Genomic DNA, 15687 nt, shown 5'->3' with positions numbered 1-15687 from the left:
AGAACCTCATGAGACGATCCGAGAATCAGGAAAGAGTAAGCCTATGAATGACACTGAAGCGAACGCCTCGAGCGACGCAGACTTCCTCGAAGACTTCCACCATGTCGCGACAATCGGGGCAACCGACAATGCCGGCGTCGACCGGCAGGCTGCCACGGTCGATGACGCGCGGACTCGCGACTGGATGCGCGGGTGGGCGGAGGCCCACGGCTTTGAGGTCCGTATCGACGCCATCGGCAATATGTTCGCGTGCTACGAATTCGTTCCCGGGTCTCCGTATGTCCTACTCGGTTCGCATCTCGACTCGCAGCCGCTGGGCGGGCGCTTCGACGGCGCATACGGGGTGATCGCAGCCCTTCATGCGGCGCTCAGGGTCAGGGAGAGCATCGCGGAATCGGGTCAAGTTCCCCAGTTCAACATGGCGGTCGTCAACTGGTTCAACGAGGAGGGCGGCCGGTTCGCCCCCTCGATCATGGGCAGCTCCGTCTACGCCGGTCTCTTCGACCTCGACGCGATGCTCGCCGTCCGCGACCTGGCCGGCGTTTCGGTGGCTGAGGCGCTCGCCGCAATCGGCTACGCCGGCACGGACACCCCGCCCGACGCGATTTCCTATGCGGAGATCCACATCGAACAAGGACGCATCCTCGAACGCGAGGCGACGGATATCGGTGTCGTCGAATCGAGCTGGTACACCCAGAAACTCGACATCGACGTCCTCGGCGAGCAGTCCCACACCGGAGCCACTGCGATGGCCGACCGTCACGACGCGCTCGTCGCGGCGGCCAAGGTCGTCCTCGCGGTGGCTGGAGTCGTTGACGAGTTCGATGATGAAGCCCTGGTGTCCTCGGTCGGCCAACACGTCGTCGAACCGAACTCCCCGATCGTCGTTCCCCGAAGAGTGCACATGGTGGCTGATCTTCGGTCCTCTGACCCTGCGATCGTGCAGTGTGCGCGGGATTCACTGCACGCTCAGATCACCGAGATCGCGAAAGACCATGACATCACCATCGACGTCGAAGACTTCGACATCCGGGATAAACGGTACTTCCCCGAAACCGGTGTCGAACTCGTCGAAAAGGCAGTCGCCAATGAGGGGCTGTCCGTCCGTCGCTTGGAGACGATGGCTGGCCATGACTCAGTAGCCATGAATCACCGTGTCCCCGCGGTGATGATGTTCGTCCCCAGTGTGGACGGAGTCTCCCACTGTGAGCGTGAGTTCACGAGGGACGCCGATATGGTGCGGGGCCTCGGCGTTCTCACGTCTGTGGCGGAAGACCTCGTCCGGGGAGAGCTCAGCGAGGACAGGGACGGTGCTGTATGGATCGGACGCTCCACAGCGACCGCCCAAACTCCTGTCCCGATTCCCGCAGCTGACTCTCGTTCCGGTGGCGATCTGCAGACGACCGCGGAGGCGGGCGCATGACCGAACTCTGGGCCCTGTCGGCCACCGAGGTGCTCGCGCGGTTCCGGACGAAGGACCTCTCACCCGTCGACTACCTCGAAGCGCTCATCGCGCGGATCGAGGAGAAGGACCCGGACATCGGCGCGGTCACGGAGATCGTCGAGGAGGCGGCCGCCTCGGCGCGGGATGCGGAGCGGTTCTACGTCCGCACACGACCCGAGGAGCTCGACGAGGTGCTCGCGATGCGCCCGCTCGCCGGTCTGCCCGTCATCGCCAAGGAGAAGCACGCGCTCGCCGGGCACACGATCTCCCAGGGCCTCGTGGCCGAATGCGCCACCATCGCCGTCGAGGACGCCGCGGTCATCCGCCGCATTCGCGACGCCGGCGGCTACATCCACGCCCGCGCCGCCTCGCCGGAGTTCAGCTGCGCGACGGTCACCCATTCACCGCTGTGGGGAGTGACCCGCAACCCGTGGCACCGGGACCTGTCCCCGGGCGGATCCTCCGGCGGATCGGGCGCTGCGCTCGCCGCCGGATTCGCACCGCTGGCCACAGCCTCGGACATCGCCGGATCGACGCGGCTGCCTGCCGCGTTCACCGGCACCGTCGGATTCAAGGCTCCCTACGGCCGCATCCCCGGTCAGCCTCCGCTTGCCGCCGACTGGTACCGGGGCGACGGCCCGATGGCCCGCACCGTCGCCGACACTGCACTGCTCGCCCGGGTCATGGCCGGCCGCGACCCCAGCGATCACGCGACCATCGACTCACCCGACCACCTCGCCGGTCTGCCCAGCGCCCCCGCCGAGGTGGTTGCCGGGCTCAAGGGGCTACGGATCGCTGTGTGCCTCCGGCTCGGCGACTTCCCCGTCGGCGACGACATCGCCCGCAACACGAGCGCCGTCGCCGCAGCGCTCGCGTTCGCCGAGGCCGATGTCGAGGAGGTCGTCCTGCCGTGGACGGCCGACCGGATCTTCGAGACCGCGTTCGCCCACTTCGGTGCCATCCTCGCCCCGGCGATGAGGGCCGCCACCCGCGGACACGAGGACACGCTCGCCGACTACACGCTGCAGTTCATGGCCGACGCCGAGGCGGTCGCCGCCCGCCGCCCGCTCGTCGACGGGCTCGCCCTGGAAGCCGAGATCCAGTCCGAGCTCACCGCCGCTCTCTCCGGGTTCGATGTGCTCCTGGCCCCCACCTCGGCGGTGGCAGCTCTCCTCGCCGATGCCAGCTACCTCGACGGGATCCGGATCGGCGCCGACGGGATCGGTCGCGAAGGGGACGGAGCGGGGCTCCGCCTCGACCACTATTGGAAGGCGCACATGACGATGCCGTTCAACATTGGCAACCGGGTGCCGGTCGTCAATGTGCCCTCGGGAATGGCCGACTGCGGGATCCCCACCGGCATCCAGGTGATCGGACGGCCGTTCGACGACCGCACGGCCTTCGCCGTCGCCGCCGCCATCGAGCTGTTGCGCCCGTGGACGGGACTCGCCCCGGACTGAGGGCACCCCGTTCTAGGGGAACCCGCTGCTCGCCTGACGGAACCTCCGGGCGCCTTTCGACTAGGGTGAGTTGACCAGCCGACATCGAGTGAACCGGAGCCGTCCTGCGCCTGCGCCCCCGCCACAGCCAGATCATCACGATCTCCGATGACATGCGCTCAACGGTGAGCTTGATCCCCGCACTCCTCGTCGGGGCCGTCGTCATCGTCGGTCTCGGATTCTCCCCGTTCGGCGCTGATTCGGCCGGTTTCGTCGATGCGACGCAGCGACTCATCGCCGTCTTCCTTGTCGCGTGGCCGGTGTACGCGCTGGTCTACCTCCTCTGGACCCACGCCGGACTGCAGGATCTCACTCAGGCGGAGCTCACCGTCCACTCGCGCTGGGCCATCGCCCGCAGGCGCCGTTGGACGTCGATCCTCTTCGGCAGCGGCGGCGCCGTGTCGTGGACGGTCGTCGCCGCCTTCGTTGCCATCATGCTCAACGTCTACCTCGTCACCCTCGGATCGAGCGAAGAGACCGTCGTCGCCGGTGCCCTCGGCATCGCCAACGTCATCGCCTCGTGGGCGGTCATGGTCTACTCGTTCGCCCTCGACTACATGCGCCTCGACCTGTGCGACGGCGGCAGCCAGGCGGCGCGACACCTCGAGTTCGACATGGAGGCGGAACGGGCCTTCAGCGACTACCTGACTTTCTCCGTGCTCACCTCGACGATGACGGCGGCGCTGCCGGGCCGAGCCATCACCCGCGCCGGGTGGAGACTCGTGCGCACCAACGTCATCGTCGCGTTCGCCTTCAACTCCGTTGTCGTCGCCACCCTCGTCTCGATGATCCTCTCCTACGTCATGGAGGCGTAGTCGAGCGTCTCCCCGGCGTGGGCTCCTCCCCATCTGCAGTATCAGAGCCGCCAGCAGCTGTTGAGCGGTGACTGGCCGGCGAAGGTCGTCGACGTGAACGCCTCGACGCGCGGCAGCGAGGCGAGGTACCCGCCGATGTGCGTGGGCGCGAGATTGTCCGCGAAGGTCACCGACCTGCCCGCATCGCACCAGGCCGCGGCCAGCCCCCGACCCTGCGCGAAGGGCACGACGTCGTCGAGGCGGCTGTGGTTGACGAGGACGGGAACGTCCGGGATCGCCGTCATGCCCAACCGCTGCTCGTCGAGGACCGCGGCGAACTCCTCCTCGACGAGCTGCTGGAAGTCCCCGCCGTTCTTCGTCAGCGTGCTCGTATCGACGAAGGCGTTGGTGAGAACGGCTTCGACCGTACACTGGCCGGCGGCGCGCTCGACCGTCTCCTGGCCCTTCTCGTTGAGGTGATCGTCGAGGTCGATGCCCGCCTGCTCCGCGAACGAATCCGCCCCGAAGAGGAGGAAACCGGTGTAGACGCCCGAGAGCCTGCCGACGGCGTCGTTGAGGTCGGTCGGGACGGCCCCCGCCGAGGCGGAGGCGAGGTTGAGCTCGGGAGCCCACTCCGCGGCGAGTTCGAGAGCCGCCGCCGTCGCCTGCCCGCCCTGGGAGTAGCCGCGCAGCTGCAGCTGGGTTTTCGCATCGATACCGCTTCCCTCGACCTGTTGGACGGCGCGGGCGGCGTCGAGCACGGCTCGGCCCTCCTCGACGCGGTTGAGGTAGCGATGCGGGCCCTCGGTGCCGAGCCCGATGTAGTCGACGACGATGACCGGACGGTCGGCAGCCAGCGCCGAGGTCACCCCGATGCCCTCGTACTCCGTGCCCATGCTCAGTTGCCGGCTGGGCGCGCACTTGTCGGCAGTGCCCTGCGTGCCCGGGGCGATGACGACGGCGTCCTGTGCCGGACCCTGGGAGTTCGCGGGGCTGAGCAGGGTGGCGGTGGCGGCACGGGCGGTGCCGCGGTCGTCGGTGGTGCGGTACATGAACGTCGTCGTCTTCGCGTTGTGCCTGATGAGCCGGACGGGGTCGAGGTAGAAGTCGGATTCGGCCTGCCTGACGACCGCACCGTTCTCCTCCGGCAGCGTGGCGGGTGTGTCGTAGAAGTCCGCGGGGACACCGGAAGCCGGGAGGTCCTCGACGGCGGCTGCGTATTCGACATCGGCGACGGTGATCTCGTCGGAGGACTCGACGACCGACCGTGCCTGTTCGACGCTCACACCGGCGGGAACGCTGCTGCGATCGAGTTCGGCGGGATCCTCGGCGGCCCGTTCGTCGTTGAGGCGTTCGGCTTCGGCGTCCGTCGTCGGGACGGGGTCGGCGGCGTGGGCTGGGGTCGCGATCGTGCCCACCGCCAGCGCGAGGCCGGCGATCGCTGCGGTGCCCACCGTGGTGAGCCGTCGCAGGGGCGGAATCAAAGTCGGTCGACGCGTGCTCATAGGTCTGCATTCCTGTTCTGTCGTGGATCTCGGCGTTGAGAGTGCGCGAACAGCCGACCGCCCGGGCTTCGGTGGAGCCGCGGGGGTCGACCAGGACGGGGTGCCCGTATGGTGACCGGCGCCACACATCCTACCGAACAGAACGACTGATCGGTAGTAAATCATCGGTCGGCCCGGCGACCGCATCGCCTCGCACCAGGGGCCGCGCACCGACTGATCACCGCCTCGACCCGCGGAATTCATCGACACCGATCCTGATCGGGCGTACGCTCAAAAATGGGTGCCGACCGTTGTGTCACTGCTCTGCCTGCGTGATCGTCGGCTGGTCACCGCGATCCGGCGGACGTCATCGTCACCGGTTCGATCACCGCCACGATTGCAAAGGAGCAACCATGCGAGCATCTGTGTCCGAGGGAGTCGGGTCACCGTTCACCACGCGGGACGTCGCCATCGACGAGCCCCGCGAGCGCGAAGTCCTCATCGATGTCAGGGCGTCGGGACTCTGTCATTCCGACCTCCACATCGTCGAGAGCGGCTACGGCTTCCCCTTTCCCGCTGTGTTCGGCCATGAGATCGCCGGCGTCGTCGAGGCGGTCGGCTCCGAGGTCACGACGATCAAAGTCGGCGACCACGTCGTCGGCTGCCTCATCCAATTCTGCGGAGTGTGCACGACGTGCCTGTCCGGGCGCACCTACGAGTGCCCGAACCCGCAGGCGACGGTGCGGGGACCGGACGAGCCGTCGCGCCTGAGCGCCGAGGACGGCACGGCGATCGCCTCGGGGTGGGGTCTCGGCGGCTTCGCCTCCCAAGCACTCGTCCACGAGAACCAGCTCGCCGTCGTCCGCGACGACCTCCCGTTCCCGCAGGCGGCGATCATCGGATGCGCGGTCGTCACCGGGGCCGGATCGGCGATCAACACCGCCGGCGTGCGCGTCGGCGACTCCGTCGCCGTCATCGGCACCGGCGGGGTCGGACTCAACGTCATCTCCGGCGCGCTCCTGGCCGGAGCCACGCACGTCATCGCCATCGACATCATCGACGCGAAGCTCGAGGTCGCGAAGAGCTTCGGCGCCACCGAGGTCATCAACTCCTCACAGGTCGACGCCGTCGAGGCGGTCAGGGAGCTCACCGGGGGAGGGGTCGACCACGCGTTCGAGGTCATCGGACTGCCGGCCACCCAGGAGCAGGCGATCGCGCTGCGCCGCGTCGGCGGGCACGCCTACCTCATCGGCATCGCCAAGCCCGACGCCACGGTCACTCTCGACACCTCGCTCGCCGCCCTCGTCAGCCATGCCAGCGTGCAGGGGGTGAGCATGGGATCGACGAACCTCAAACGCGACATCCCGATGTACGCCGACCTCTACATGCAGGGGCGGCTCAACCTCGACGGACTCATCAGCCAGGAGATCTCCCTCGACGACGTCGACGAGGCCTACGTCAAGCTGAAGAAGGGCGAGGTCATCCGCTCGATCATCACGCGCTTCTAGGCGCTGACGGTCGGTCGCCTCGGCGATATTCCCCGCCGAGGCGACCGTCAGTTCAGCGCGTAACGGGTCCTCAGGCGGGATCGAGGACGAAGTCGTAGACGGTGACCTCTCCCTCGCCGTCGGGGTTCGGCTGCGGGTCGAGGAGGAGTTCGGGCTTGACCGCCGAGGCGATGTCGTCGTCATTGTGCGGATCACCGGGGAAGTAGAGCTGCGAGGTGATGAGCTGGTGCTCCGGCGCGTGCACCTTGAAATGCAGGTGCGCGGGACGCCACGCATGCCACCCGGCTGCCGCGATGAGCTGACCGCACGCCCCATCGGTCGGGATCTGATAGGGCGCGGGCCGGATCGTGTGGATCTCGTACTCGCCGTTGTCGTTGGCCGTGAACGTCCCCCGCAGGTTCCACTCCGGCAGCCCCGGCGCGAACTGCGAATAGAAGCCGAGGTTGTCGGCATGCCAGAGCTCGAGCTTCGCCCCCGGCAGCGGAGTGCCGTCGACCGCGGTGACCTGGCCCTTGAAGACGAACGGTGTGCCCGGTTCGTCGTCGCGCATCGGGATCGTGCCGTTCCACTCCAGCTCCGGTGAGCCGCCGAGGTAGTACGGCCCTTCGATCGTGCCCTTCGACCCCTCCCGGTCGGCATTGGCGACCTCTTCGACGGAGTGCTCGAGCCACACGTCGAGGAAGAGCGGCCATTCGCCGTCCTCACCGACTTTGATGAGCCACGCTTTGAACGCGTTGTACTCCTCGTAGCTCAGCTGCTCCTCGACGACGAGGTCGTTGAGCGCCTTGATCGCCTTGCCGGCGAGCCGGGCGACCCGCTCCTGGTCGACAGCGGCGGTGCCGCCCTGTGCCTGGCGTTCGCGGAAGCGGGCCGAGGCGTTGGCGCCGGATTCGGCGGCCTTCGCCGTGACTTCGGACTGGAAGCTGTTCTCGGACATTGTCTCTCTCCTTGGGGTGATGGCGGATCGTCGTGCGGCGTCAGATGTGGGAGGGGTGGGTGGCCAGAGGCGTGACGTGGAGGCGCATATGCGGGAAGAGCGGCAGGCCGCTGAGCAGCTCATGGAGTTCGTCATTGTCGGCGACATCGAAGACCGAGAAGTTCGCGTACTCCCCGACGATGCGCCAGAGCTCCTTCCACCGGCCGTCGCGCTGCAGCTCCTGGGAGTAGGCCTTCTCGCGGGCGAGCAGCGCCGTCGTCTCGGCCGCGGAGAGGTCGGTGGGAAGGGTGACGTCCATTCTCACGAGGTACAGCATGGGAGGCTCCTTCGGTTGTCGACTCTGCGTCGTCGGGCGGGACAGCGGAGTCGGGCGGGTCAGTCGATGCGGTAGTGGGCGAGTTTGTCCTCATCGACGACCGTGCCGACGCCCGGGGCGGTGGGGGCGGCGACGCGACCGTCGACGATGCGCAGCGGTTCGGCGGCGAGGTCGTCGGCCATGTCGAGGAAGTTGGAGAGCTCTGCGGGGTAGCGCGAGGAGTGCTCGAAGGCGGCACCGAAGGTCACGGTGGCGATGCTGCCGAGCTGGGTGTCGATCTGGTTGCCCATGAGGACGTCGAGGCCGAGCGCCTCGGCGAAGGCGAGGATCTTGCCCGACTCCGTGAACCCGGTGCGTGCGGTCTTGATCGACAGGGCGCTCGCCCCGCCCGTGTGGATCTCCCGGGCCGCCGCGCCGAGATCGGGAGCCGACTCGTCGGCGACGATCGGGATCGGGGAGGTCGCGACGAGGCGGCGGCGGCCGAGCACCTCGGCGGCGTCGTCGGGCTCCTCGAAGAACCGCAGATCCGCCCCCGTCGTGCCCGCGAGCATCTGCGCGGCCTCGGTGGCCGTCCACCCGCGGTTGGCGTCGAGGTAGAGGAGGACGTCGGGGCCCACGGCCTCCCGCAGCGCGGTGACGAGGTCGACGTCGATGCCGACCGGGCGCCGGCCGACTTTGATCTTGAACGACCGCACCCCGTGCGTGTCGATGAACGCGAGCGCTTCGTCGACGACCGCCTCGGTGGGGGCGAACCCGAGCATGTGGGTCACGGCGAGCGACTCGCAGTACCCGCCGAGCAGCCGGTGCACGGACACCCCGGCCGCCTGCCCGATGAGGTCCCAGAGGGCGACGTCGATGCCGCCCTTCGCGGTGTGGTTGCCGACGGTGCGGCGCAGGCAGGCGTGGATGCCGGCTCGGTCGAGCGGATCGGCGCCGAGGAGCGCCTCGGCGAAGACGCCGTCGATGACGGCGATGACGGAAGCCAGGGTCTCCCCGTACGTATACGGCCGGGGCGGGATGTCGGCGCAGCCGGTCAGCCCCTCGTCGGTGTGCAGGCGCAGCAGGACGTGCTCGATGTGGTCGACTGCGCCGCTGGCGAACGCGAGCGGTTTGCGCATGGGGATGCGGTAGGGCACGGTCTCGACGGCGGTGATCCTCATGACGCGTCCTCCTCGGCGATCGCTGCGGTGACAGCAGGTTCGGCGATGGCCGCGGAGACGACCTCGGTGATGATCGCCGTCATCCGCTCCGTCGCCCGGGAGTCGTCATCGACCCGCCGGGCCAGGGAGAGCTCGGTGCACGGGGCGTCGACGATCGGGCGGAATTCGACGCCGGGCAGCGCCAGCGCCGAGGCGGTGCCCGGGACGACCGCCATGCCCAGTCCCGCGGCGATGAGGGACATGAGCGTCGAGGTCTGGGACGCGCGGATCGCGTAGTCCGGGGTCCGACGGTGAGCGCCGAGGAAGTTCGCCGTCGTCGTCGACATCACCGAGGTCTCCGGGTAGCCGACGAGGACGCGGCCGCTGATGTCGGCGGCCGTGATCGCCTCGGCGTCGACGAGGTCCGAATCCGAGGGGAGTGCGGCGATGCAGGGTTCGGAGCCGATGATCTGGCACAGCAGTCCCGTTGCCGGGGTGGTGCCGCGCAGCAGGGCGATGTCGATGGTGCGGTCGAGCAGCTGGGTGACAAGCTGCGGGGTGATCATCTCGCCGCTCACGCTCAGTTGCAGGCGCGGGGCCAGCGCCGCGGTGCGGCGCACCACCTGCGGCATCACCCCGTACGTCGTCGACCCGGTGAAGCCGAGGCGCAGCGGGCCCTGGAGCCCGGAGCCGATGAGACCGACCTCGGTGCCGAGGGTGTCGAGTTCGGCGAGCACCCGTTCGGCCTCCTCGAGCAGGTGAGCGCCGGCCGGGGTGACGGTGACCGAGCGCGTTGTGCGGTGGAGCAGGGTTGTGCCGAGCTGCCGTTCGAGTTTGCGGATCTGCTGCGAGAGGTAGGGCTGGGCGAGGCTGAGGCGCTCGGCGGCCCGCCCGAAATGGCGTTCCCTGGCGACCATCGCGAAGTACTGCAGCTGGCGGGTCTCGAGCATCATGCCCGCGCGGGGGTGAGCGGGCCGCCGGTCGGCGCGGCGGGTGCGGGTGGGATGAACATCGTCGTTCCTCTTCCAGTGATCTCGAGGGTGTGTCGTCAGACTATGCGCGGGGGCAGGACTTTTAAAGAACAGATTTCGTCTTGATTGAGACGTTCAGTGCATGAATCGCAGTCGTCCGGTCGCCTGCGCAGGCGCTCATGGAATTCACCGTTGTGCATGCACTTTAGTGGTATTAAAGTGAGTGAGTGCGGAGCTGATCGTGCTCCGCCGAGGCTGCGATGAGGAGGTGCGACCGTGATGATCGAGGACGACGACCCGCGCGAGATGCTCGCCCGGGCCGAGCGGGCCGGCGACGACGTCCGGCGCAGAGGCGCGTGGTATCCGCCGATGATGGTCGGCTTCGGCCTCGTGACGATCATCATCATCGGCGCCCTGCCCGCGGTGCGCGGCACCTGGGACGGGCTCCTCTTCACCCTCGCCGTGGTCGTCGGGGCCGGACTCCTCTACCGCTGGAAGTCCCGCCAGGAGATCCGCCCGGCGAGCAGGGCCCACACCTGGAGATGGGTCGCGGCCTGGGCGATCCTCTACGCGGTCGCCGTCGCCTGGGTCGGGCCCGTCGTCCTCGGAGACCGGATGGATCTGTGGCTGCTCATGGGGACCGTCGTCGCGCTGCCGGCCTTCGCCGAGGCGGCCCGGGCGGGAAGGAGGAATCGCCGATGAGCCATCCGCGCCACTCCCTCGATCCGCGCATCCACGCCCCGGTGCGGTTCTCCCTCATGGCGGCGCTCGCCGCGACGGGAGAAGCCGACTTCAAGGCTCTGCGCGAGACCCTCGAGGTCAGCGAATCACTGCTCTCCCAGCACATGCGGGTCCTCGAGGAAGCCGGATACGTCGACATCCGCAAGGGATTCGTCGGCAAGCGCGCCCGCACCTGGCTGTCCCTGACACCCGAGGGCCAGGCGGCCTTCGCCGCGCACTGGGAGACGCTCAGCGCCATCGCCGCGAATCCACTCGCCGCCCCCACCACCACAGATTGACCCCATCCACCACTGACTGAATCGGCCGCCCTGCGCGGGCATCGAGGCCGGTGAGGAGACCACCATGTCCACTGTCCCTACCCCGTCGCGCCCGAATTCCGTCGACACCCCGACCTCATCGCCGACTCCCCAGGGGCGCCGGCCAGGGTGGATCGAGCTCGGCGTCGGCTTCGCCGTCTTCGTCGCCCTCACCCTCGGGCTGACGTTCCTCCTCAAACCCGCCATCAGCCCCGAGGCATTCAGCATCGTCCTCATGGGTCTGTCGTTCATCGCCGGCACCGGGGGATTCGCCGCCGCGGTGGCCGTGCGCCTCCGCTCCGCCTCCGCCTTCGGGCTGCGCCCCACCGCCGGCCGGTGGCTGCTCCTCGGAGTCCTCGGCGGTCTCATCGCCTTCGCACTGAAGTTCCCGGCCACCTGGGTCTACGTCGCGGTGACCGGGGACTCGGGCAATGCGCAGAGCGACTGGTCGCAGACCGCGGCGACCGGACTCGTTCCCCTGCTGCTCGGACTCGTGCTCCTCGGGGTGCTCACCCCGATCGGGGAGGAGCTGTTCTTCCGCGGCGTCGTCACCACCGTGCTGCTGCGGTACGGTGCGATCGTCGGGGTCGTCGGCAGCGCACTGCTCTTCACGATCCTCCACGGCGTTCCGCAGACGATGCTCTCGGCCTTCATCGTCGGCCTCATCACCGGCGAACTCCGGCGACGCAGCGGCTCGGTATGGCCGGGCATCATCGCGCACATCATCTTCAATCTCTTCAGCACCGGGCTCGCATTCCTCGTCGCACCCGCCCTCGGCGGCTGACCGCCACCCACCCCAAACACCCTGTCGCCACCCCATCCGCCCACCTGACCAGGAGGAACCATGACCACGCTGACACTGCACTCCCGCCGCACCGGCATCCCGGCCCGCTATGAGATCACGGGTGCCGGGTTCCCGGCGACGCGGATCGGCTCACGCACCCTGCGCCGAGGCGGTGAGATCGACATCGACGGCGCTCGCTTCGCACTGACCAGCGGGTCCTTCGGGACCGCATACACTCTGCGCCCAGCGGCGCACGCTAACGCACCCGACGGGTCGGCGCAGCCGGTGGCGACCGCCGAGCGCACCGGAACCACCGGGTGGACCATCGCGGCGGGAGACCGCGACTACCGCCTCGCACCGGCCCCGGACTCGCGTGACCTCGAGCTGCGCGACGGCGACGGTGCGCTCTGCGGCCGGATCGGCCGCACCGGCTGGTCGAGCCGCGTCATCGGCGCCGAGTTCGACGGTCTCGACCGGCCGCTCGCCGTCTTCGTGCTCTGCCTCGGCCTTGCGACCGGCCAGCGGCGCCGCCGCACCGTCACGGTCGCCGGCGGATAGTGTCCGAAATATCGGACGGAACTTGGGCCAGACCACTTCCGTCCGCGCTCCCAGCGGACACAATGGAAGGGTAGTCAGAGACGATTCGGCCCCGACGGCCTCTCACCGTCAGGCCACGATCGGGAATCCACTCCGTCGGACACCGGTCGAACTGAGCTCAGGTCCCCGTGCGGGACCCCACGAAAGGGAATCCCATGACCGCCACGTCCGAAACCGGCGCCGCGACCACCTCGGCGACCGCACCGTCGTTCACCCAGCACGACCCGACCCGGGTCATCCGCGCCGACCGCGGACCTGAGATCACTGCGAAGAGCTGGCAGACCGAAGCCGCGAAGCGGATGCTCATGAACAACCTCGACCCCGAGGTCGCCGAACGCCCCGAGGACCTCGTCGTCTACGGCGGCACCGGCCGTGCCGCCCGCTCGTGGGAGGCCTACGACGCGATCGTGCGAACGCTGAACGACCTCGAGGACGATGAGACGCTGCTCGTCCAGTCCGGCAAGCCCGTCGGCGTGCTCCGGACCAACGAATGGGCGCCCCGCGTGCTCATCGCGAACTCCAACCTCGTCGGCGACTGGGCGAACTGGGAGCACTTCCGCGCCCTCGAAGCCGAAGGCCTGATGATGTACGGCCAGATGACCGCGGGCTCCTGGATCTACATCGCCACCCAGGGCATCCTCCAGGGCACCTACGAGACCTTCGGGGCGATCGCCCGCAAGCGCTTCGACGGGACGCTGGCCGGCACCCTCACCGTCACCGCCGGCTGCGGCGGCATGGGCGGCGCCCAGCCGCTGGCCGTCACCCTCAACGGCGGCGCCTGCCTCATCATCGACGTCGACCGGACCCGCCTCGACCGCCGCCAGGCCAAGCGCTACCTCGACGAGGTCGAGACCGACCTCGACACCGCGCTCGCCAAGGTCATCGAGGCGAAGCGGAACAAGCAGGCACTCTCCGTCGGACTCGTCGGCAACGCCGCGGAGATCCTCCCGCTCATCCTCGACCGTCCCGAGGCCGCCGAGGTCGACATCGTCACCGACCAGACCTCGGCCCACGACCCGCTGTCCTACCTGCCGCTCGGCGTCAGCCTCGACGACTGGCAGACCGAGGCCGAGCAGGACGCGGAGAAGTTCACGCTGCGCGCCGAAGAGGCGATGGCCGCCCACGTCAAGGCCATGGTCGAGTTCCAGGACCGCGGCGCCGAGGTGTTCGACTACGGCAACTCGATCCGCGACGAAGCACGCAAGGCCGGCTACGACCGCGCCTTCGCGTTCCCCGGCTTCGTCCCCGCCTACATCCGTCCCCTCTTCTGCGAAGGCCTCGGACCGTTCCGCTGGGTCGCGCTCTCCGGCGACCCGAAGGACATCGAGGTCACCGACGCCGCCCTCAAGGAGCTCTTCCCGGAGAACGAGTCCCTCCACCGCTGGCTCGACGCCGCCGCCGAATACGTCGAGTTCGAGGGACTGCCGGCCCGCATCTGCTGGCTCGGCTACAAGGAGCGCCACCAGGCCGGTCTGCTCTTCAACCAGCTCGTCGCCGAGGGCAAGGTCTCGGCCCCGATCGTCATCGGCCGCGACCACCTCGACTCCGGGTCCGTCGCCAGCCCCTACCGGGAGACCGAGTCGATGCTCGATGGCACTGACGCAGTCGCCGACTGGCCGCTGCTCAACGCCCTCGTCAACACCTCCTCGGGCGCTACGTGGGTCTCGATCCACCACGGCGGCGGCGTCGGCATCGGACGGTCCATCCACGCCGGACAGGTGTCCGTGGCCGACGGCACGGAGCTCGCGGCGAAGAAGCTCGCCCGCCTGCTCACCAACGACCCCGGCATGGGCGTCATCCGCCACGTCGACGCCGGCTACGACCGCGCCGTCGAGGTCGCCGGGCAGCGCGGCATGCGCATCCCGATGATCCCCGAACTCGACGTCCGCGACGAGGAATCGGCAGCCCAGTGATGAAGCTCCTCACCGGCATCAGCGAACTCGTCACGAACTCGGACCCCACCGAGCTCATGGCCCGCCCCAGCCTCGGCGCGGGAGACCTCTTCGCCCTCACCGACGCCGCGGTGATCATCGACGGTGAGACCATCGCCTGGTCCGGTCCCGCCGCCGAGGCGGACGCCGCCCTGGCAGCGCTCCTGCTCACCGCCCCCGACGCCGAGGTCGAGACGATCGACCTCGGCGGTCGGGCCGTTCTTCCCGGCTTCGTCGACAGCCACAACCACCTCATCTTCGCCGGTGACCGCTCGGCGGAGTTCGCCGCCCGGATGGCGGGGGAGAAGTACTCCGCCGGGGGCATCGCGACGACGGTCGCGGCGACCCGTGCGGCCAGCGACGAGGAGCTCGAGGCCAACCTCGTCCACCTCCTCGACCAGGCCACCCGGTCCGGCACGACGACGTTCGAGATCAAGTCCGGCTACGGACTCGACCTCGCCGACGAGATCCGGGCGCTCGAGATCATCGGCCGCCACACCCCGGAGTCCACGCTCATGGCCGCCCATGTCGTGCCGCCGGAGCACAAGGACGACCCGGAGGCCTACGTCAGCCTCATCATCGACGAGATCATCCCCGCCGCGTCCGGCCTGGCGAAGTGGATCGACGTGTTCTGCGAAGAGGGTGCGTTCGACGAGGACCACACCCGGCGGATCGTCGAGGCCGGCGTCGCCGCGGGACTGCGGCCGCGCCTCCACGCGAACCAGCTCACCGCCGGCGGGGCGCTCCAGCTCGGGGCCGAACTCGGCTGCGTCTCCGTCGACCATGCGACCTTCGCCTCCGATGAGGACCTCGCCGTCCTCGCCGCCGCAGGCACCGTCGTCACCCTGCTGCCCGGCGTCGAGTTCTCGACCCGACAGCCCTACCCCGACGTCCGCCGCTACCTCGCGGCCGGGGTGAACATCGCGATCGCCACCGACTGCAACCCCGGATCGTGCTTCACCAACAGCATGCCCTTCTGCATCGCCGTGGCCGTGCGCGATATGCACTTCACCGTCGACCAGGCCGTGTGGGCGGCGACCGCCGGCGGCGCCCACGCGCTCGATCGCACCGACATCGGCCACCTCGGCGCCGGGGCCCGGGCCGACCTCACGGTCCTCGACGCCCCCAGCCACCGGCACCTGGCCTACCGGCCCGGAGTCCAGCTCGTCGACCGCGTCTACCGCGACGGTGAGCTCGTCGCCGACAACCGTCCGACCACCTCGGCGGACTGAGGATTCGAAGGAGA

The 15687-nt window shown here is 69.0% G+C and carries 15 protein-coding genes; 10 read left to right on the top strand and 5 right to left on the bottom strand.

What is annotated here, in order from left to right; genetic code table 11:
• Positions 1–43: 43 nt before the first annotated feature.
• From FJ887_RS10695 to FJ887_RS10685, 3 genes are all read left to right on the top strand, one after another.
• Positions 44–1423 (top strand): M20 family metallo-hydrolase, encoded by a 1380-nt coding sequence (locus FJ887_RS10695; protein WP_137825057.1) that lies wholly within the window; start codon positions 44–46, stop codon positions 1421–1423.
• Positions 1420–2904 carry an amidase gene (locus FJ887_RS10690; RefSeq protein WP_137825037.1) on the top strand — a complete coding sequence of 495 codons (1485 nt, stop codon included), beginning with the start codon at positions 1420–1422 and terminating at the stop codon, positions 2902–2904. Before FJ887_RS10695 ends, FJ887_RS10690 begins: the two co-directional genes overlap by 4 nt.
• A gap of 164 nt (positions 2905–3068) precedes the next feature.
• Complete coding sequence (locus tag FJ887_RS10685; RefSeq protein ID WP_249356702.1) at positions 3069–3758, top strand: DUF1345 domain-containing protein; 690 nt, start codon at positions 3069–3071, stop codon at positions 3756–3758.
• A gap of 41 nt (positions 3759–3799) precedes the next feature.
• Here the strand turns inward: FJ887_RS10685 and FJ887_RS10680 are convergent, their stop codons facing one another.
• Positions 3800–5242, bottom strand: a complete 1443-nt coding sequence (locus FJ887_RS10680; protein WP_171007012.1) for a lipase family protein — start codon at positions 5240–5242, stop codon at positions 3800–3802.
• Positions 5243–5634: 392 nt separating this feature from the next.
• On the opposite strand from FJ887_RS10680, the gene FJ887_RS10675 reads away from it, so the two are divergent.
• A complete protein-coding gene (locus FJ887_RS10675; RefSeq protein WP_171007011.1) occupies positions 5635–6729 on the top strand; it encodes a zinc-binding dehydrogenase in 1095 nt (364 codons plus the stop codon).
• A 70-nt stretch (positions 6730–6799) separates the two neighbouring features.
• Here FJ887_RS10675 and catA read toward each other — a convergent pair whose 3' ends face one another.
• The 4 genes from catA to FJ887_RS10655 are packed head-to-tail and all read right to left on the bottom strand — an operon-like array spanning position 6800 to position 10074.
• Positions 6800–7666, bottom strand: a complete 867-nt coding sequence (gene catA / locus FJ887_RS10670) for a catechol 1,2-dioxygenase (RefSeq protein WP_137825034.1) — start codon at positions 7664–7666, stop codon at positions 6800–6802.
• 40 nt (positions 7667–7706) lie between these two features.
• Positions 7707–7982 (bottom strand): muconolactone Delta-isomerase, encoded by a 276-nt coding sequence (catC, locus tag FJ887_RS10665; protein ID WP_137825033.1) that lies wholly within the window; start codon positions 7980–7982, stop codon positions 7707–7709.
• A 59-nt stretch (positions 7983–8041) separates the two neighbouring features.
• Positions 8042–9142 (bottom strand): mandelate racemase/muconate lactonizing enzyme family protein, encoded by a 1101-nt coding sequence (locus FJ887_RS10660; RefSeq protein WP_137825032.1) that lies wholly within the window; start codon positions 9140–9142, stop codon positions 8042–8044.
• A complete protein-coding gene (locus FJ887_RS10655; protein WP_137825031.1) occupies positions 9139–10074 on the bottom strand; it encodes a LysR family transcriptional regulator in 936 nt (311 codons plus the stop codon). Before FJ887_RS10655 ends, FJ887_RS10660 begins: the two co-directional genes overlap by 4 nt.
• Positions 10075–10371: 297 nt before the next feature.
• On the opposite strand from FJ887_RS10655, the gene FJ887_RS10650 reads away from it, so the two are divergent.
• The 6 genes from FJ887_RS10650 (at position 10372) to hutI (ending at position 15673) form a co-directional block, all read left to right on the top strand.
• Positions 10372–10794 (top strand): hypothetical protein, encoded by a 423-nt coding sequence (locus tag FJ887_RS10650; protein ID WP_140955382.1) that lies wholly within the window; start codon positions 10372–10374, stop codon positions 10792–10794.
• On the top strand, positions 10791–11111 hold the full coding sequence (locus FJ887_RS10645; protein WP_137825029.1) for a winged helix-turn-helix domain-containing protein: 321 nt from the start codon (positions 10791–10793) through the stop codon (positions 11109–11111). The genes FJ887_RS10650 and FJ887_RS10645 overlap by 4 nt, the downstream gene beginning before the upstream one ends.
• A gap of 64 nt (positions 11112–11175) precedes the next feature.
• Positions 11176–11913, top strand: a complete 738-nt coding sequence (locus tag FJ887_RS10640) for a CPBP family intramembrane glutamic endopeptidase (protein WP_137825028.1) — start codon at positions 11176–11178, stop codon at positions 11911–11913.
• Between the two features lie 60 nt (positions 11914–11973).
• Entirely contained in the window at positions 11974–12471 is a 498-nt protein-coding gene (locus tag FJ887_RS10635) for a hypothetical protein (RefSeq protein WP_137825027.1), read from the top strand.
• Between the two features lie 194 nt (positions 12472–12665).
• On the top strand, positions 12666–14423 hold the full coding sequence (hutU, locus tag FJ887_RS10630; RefSeq protein WP_137825026.1) for a urocanate hydratase: 1758 nt from the start codon (positions 12666–12668) through the stop codon (positions 14421–14423).
• Complete coding sequence (gene hutI, locus FJ887_RS10625) at positions 14423–15673, top strand: imidazolonepropionase (protein ID WP_137825055.1); 1251 nt, start codon at positions 14423–14425, stop codon at positions 15671–15673. Before hutU ends, hutI begins: the two co-directional genes overlap by 1 nt.
• Positions 15674–15687 lie beyond the last annotated feature (14 nt).

Origin of the sequence: Brevibacterium sp. XM4083, from assembly GCF_006489205.2 — a bacterium.
In the GTDB taxonomy this organism is placed as follows: domain Bacteria; phylum Actinomycetota; class Actinomycetes; order Actinomycetales; family Brevibacteriaceae; genus Brevibacterium.
This window is presented reverse-complemented; position numbering and strand designations above follow the sequence as displayed.

Coding starts and splice junctions, on each gene's coding strand:
- FJ887_RS10695 (WP_137825057.1), top strand. CDS start 44: ATGAATGACACTGAAGCGAACGCCTCGAGCGACGCAGACTTCCTCGAA.
- FJ887_RS10690 (WP_137825037.1), top strand. CDS start 1,420: ATGACCGAACTCTGGGCCCTGTCGGCCACCGAGGTGCTCGCGCGGTTC.
- FJ887_RS10680 (WP_171007012.1), bottom strand. CDS start 5,242: ATGAGCACGCGTCGACCGACTTTGATTCCGCCCCTGCGACGGCTCACC.
- FJ887_RS10675 (WP_171007011.1), top strand. CDS start 5,635: ATGCGAGCATCTGTGTCCGAGGGAGTCGGGTCACCGTTCACCACGCGG.
- catA (WP_137825034.1), bottom strand. CDS start 7,666: ATGTCCGAGAACAGCTTCCAGTCCGAAGTCACGGCGAAGGCCGCCGAA.
- catC (WP_137825033.1), bottom strand. CDS start 7,982: ATGCTGTACCTCGTGAGAATGGACGTCACCCTTCCCACCGACCTCTCC.
- FJ887_RS10660 (WP_137825032.1), bottom strand. CDS start 9,142: ATGAGGATCACCGCCGTCGAGACCGTGCCCTACCGCATCCCCATGCGC.
- FJ887_RS10655 (WP_137825031.1), bottom strand. CDS start 10,074: ATGATGCTCGAGACCCGCCAGCTGCAGTACTTCGCGATGGTCGCCAGG.
- FJ887_RS10650 (WP_140955382.1), top strand. CDS start 10,372: ATGATCGAGGACGACGACCCGCGCGAGATGCTCGCCCGGGCCGAGCGG.
- FJ887_RS10645 (WP_137825029.1), top strand. CDS start 10,791: ATGAGCCATCCGCGCCACTCCCTCGATCCGCGCATCCACGCCCCGGTG.
- FJ887_RS10640 (WP_137825028.1), top strand. CDS start 11,176: ATGTCCACTGTCCCTACCCCGTCGCGCCCGAATTCCGTCGACACCCCG.
- FJ887_RS10635 (WP_137825027.1), top strand. CDS start 11,974: ATGACCACGCTGACACTGCACTCCCGCCGCACCGGCATCCCGGCCCGC.
- hutU (WP_137825026.1), top strand. CDS start 12,666: ATGACCGCCACGTCCGAAACCGGCGCCGCGACCACCTCGGCGACCGCA.
- hutI (WP_137825055.1), top strand. CDS start 14,423: ATGAAGCTCCTCACCGGCATCAGCGAACTCGTCACGAACTCGGACCCC.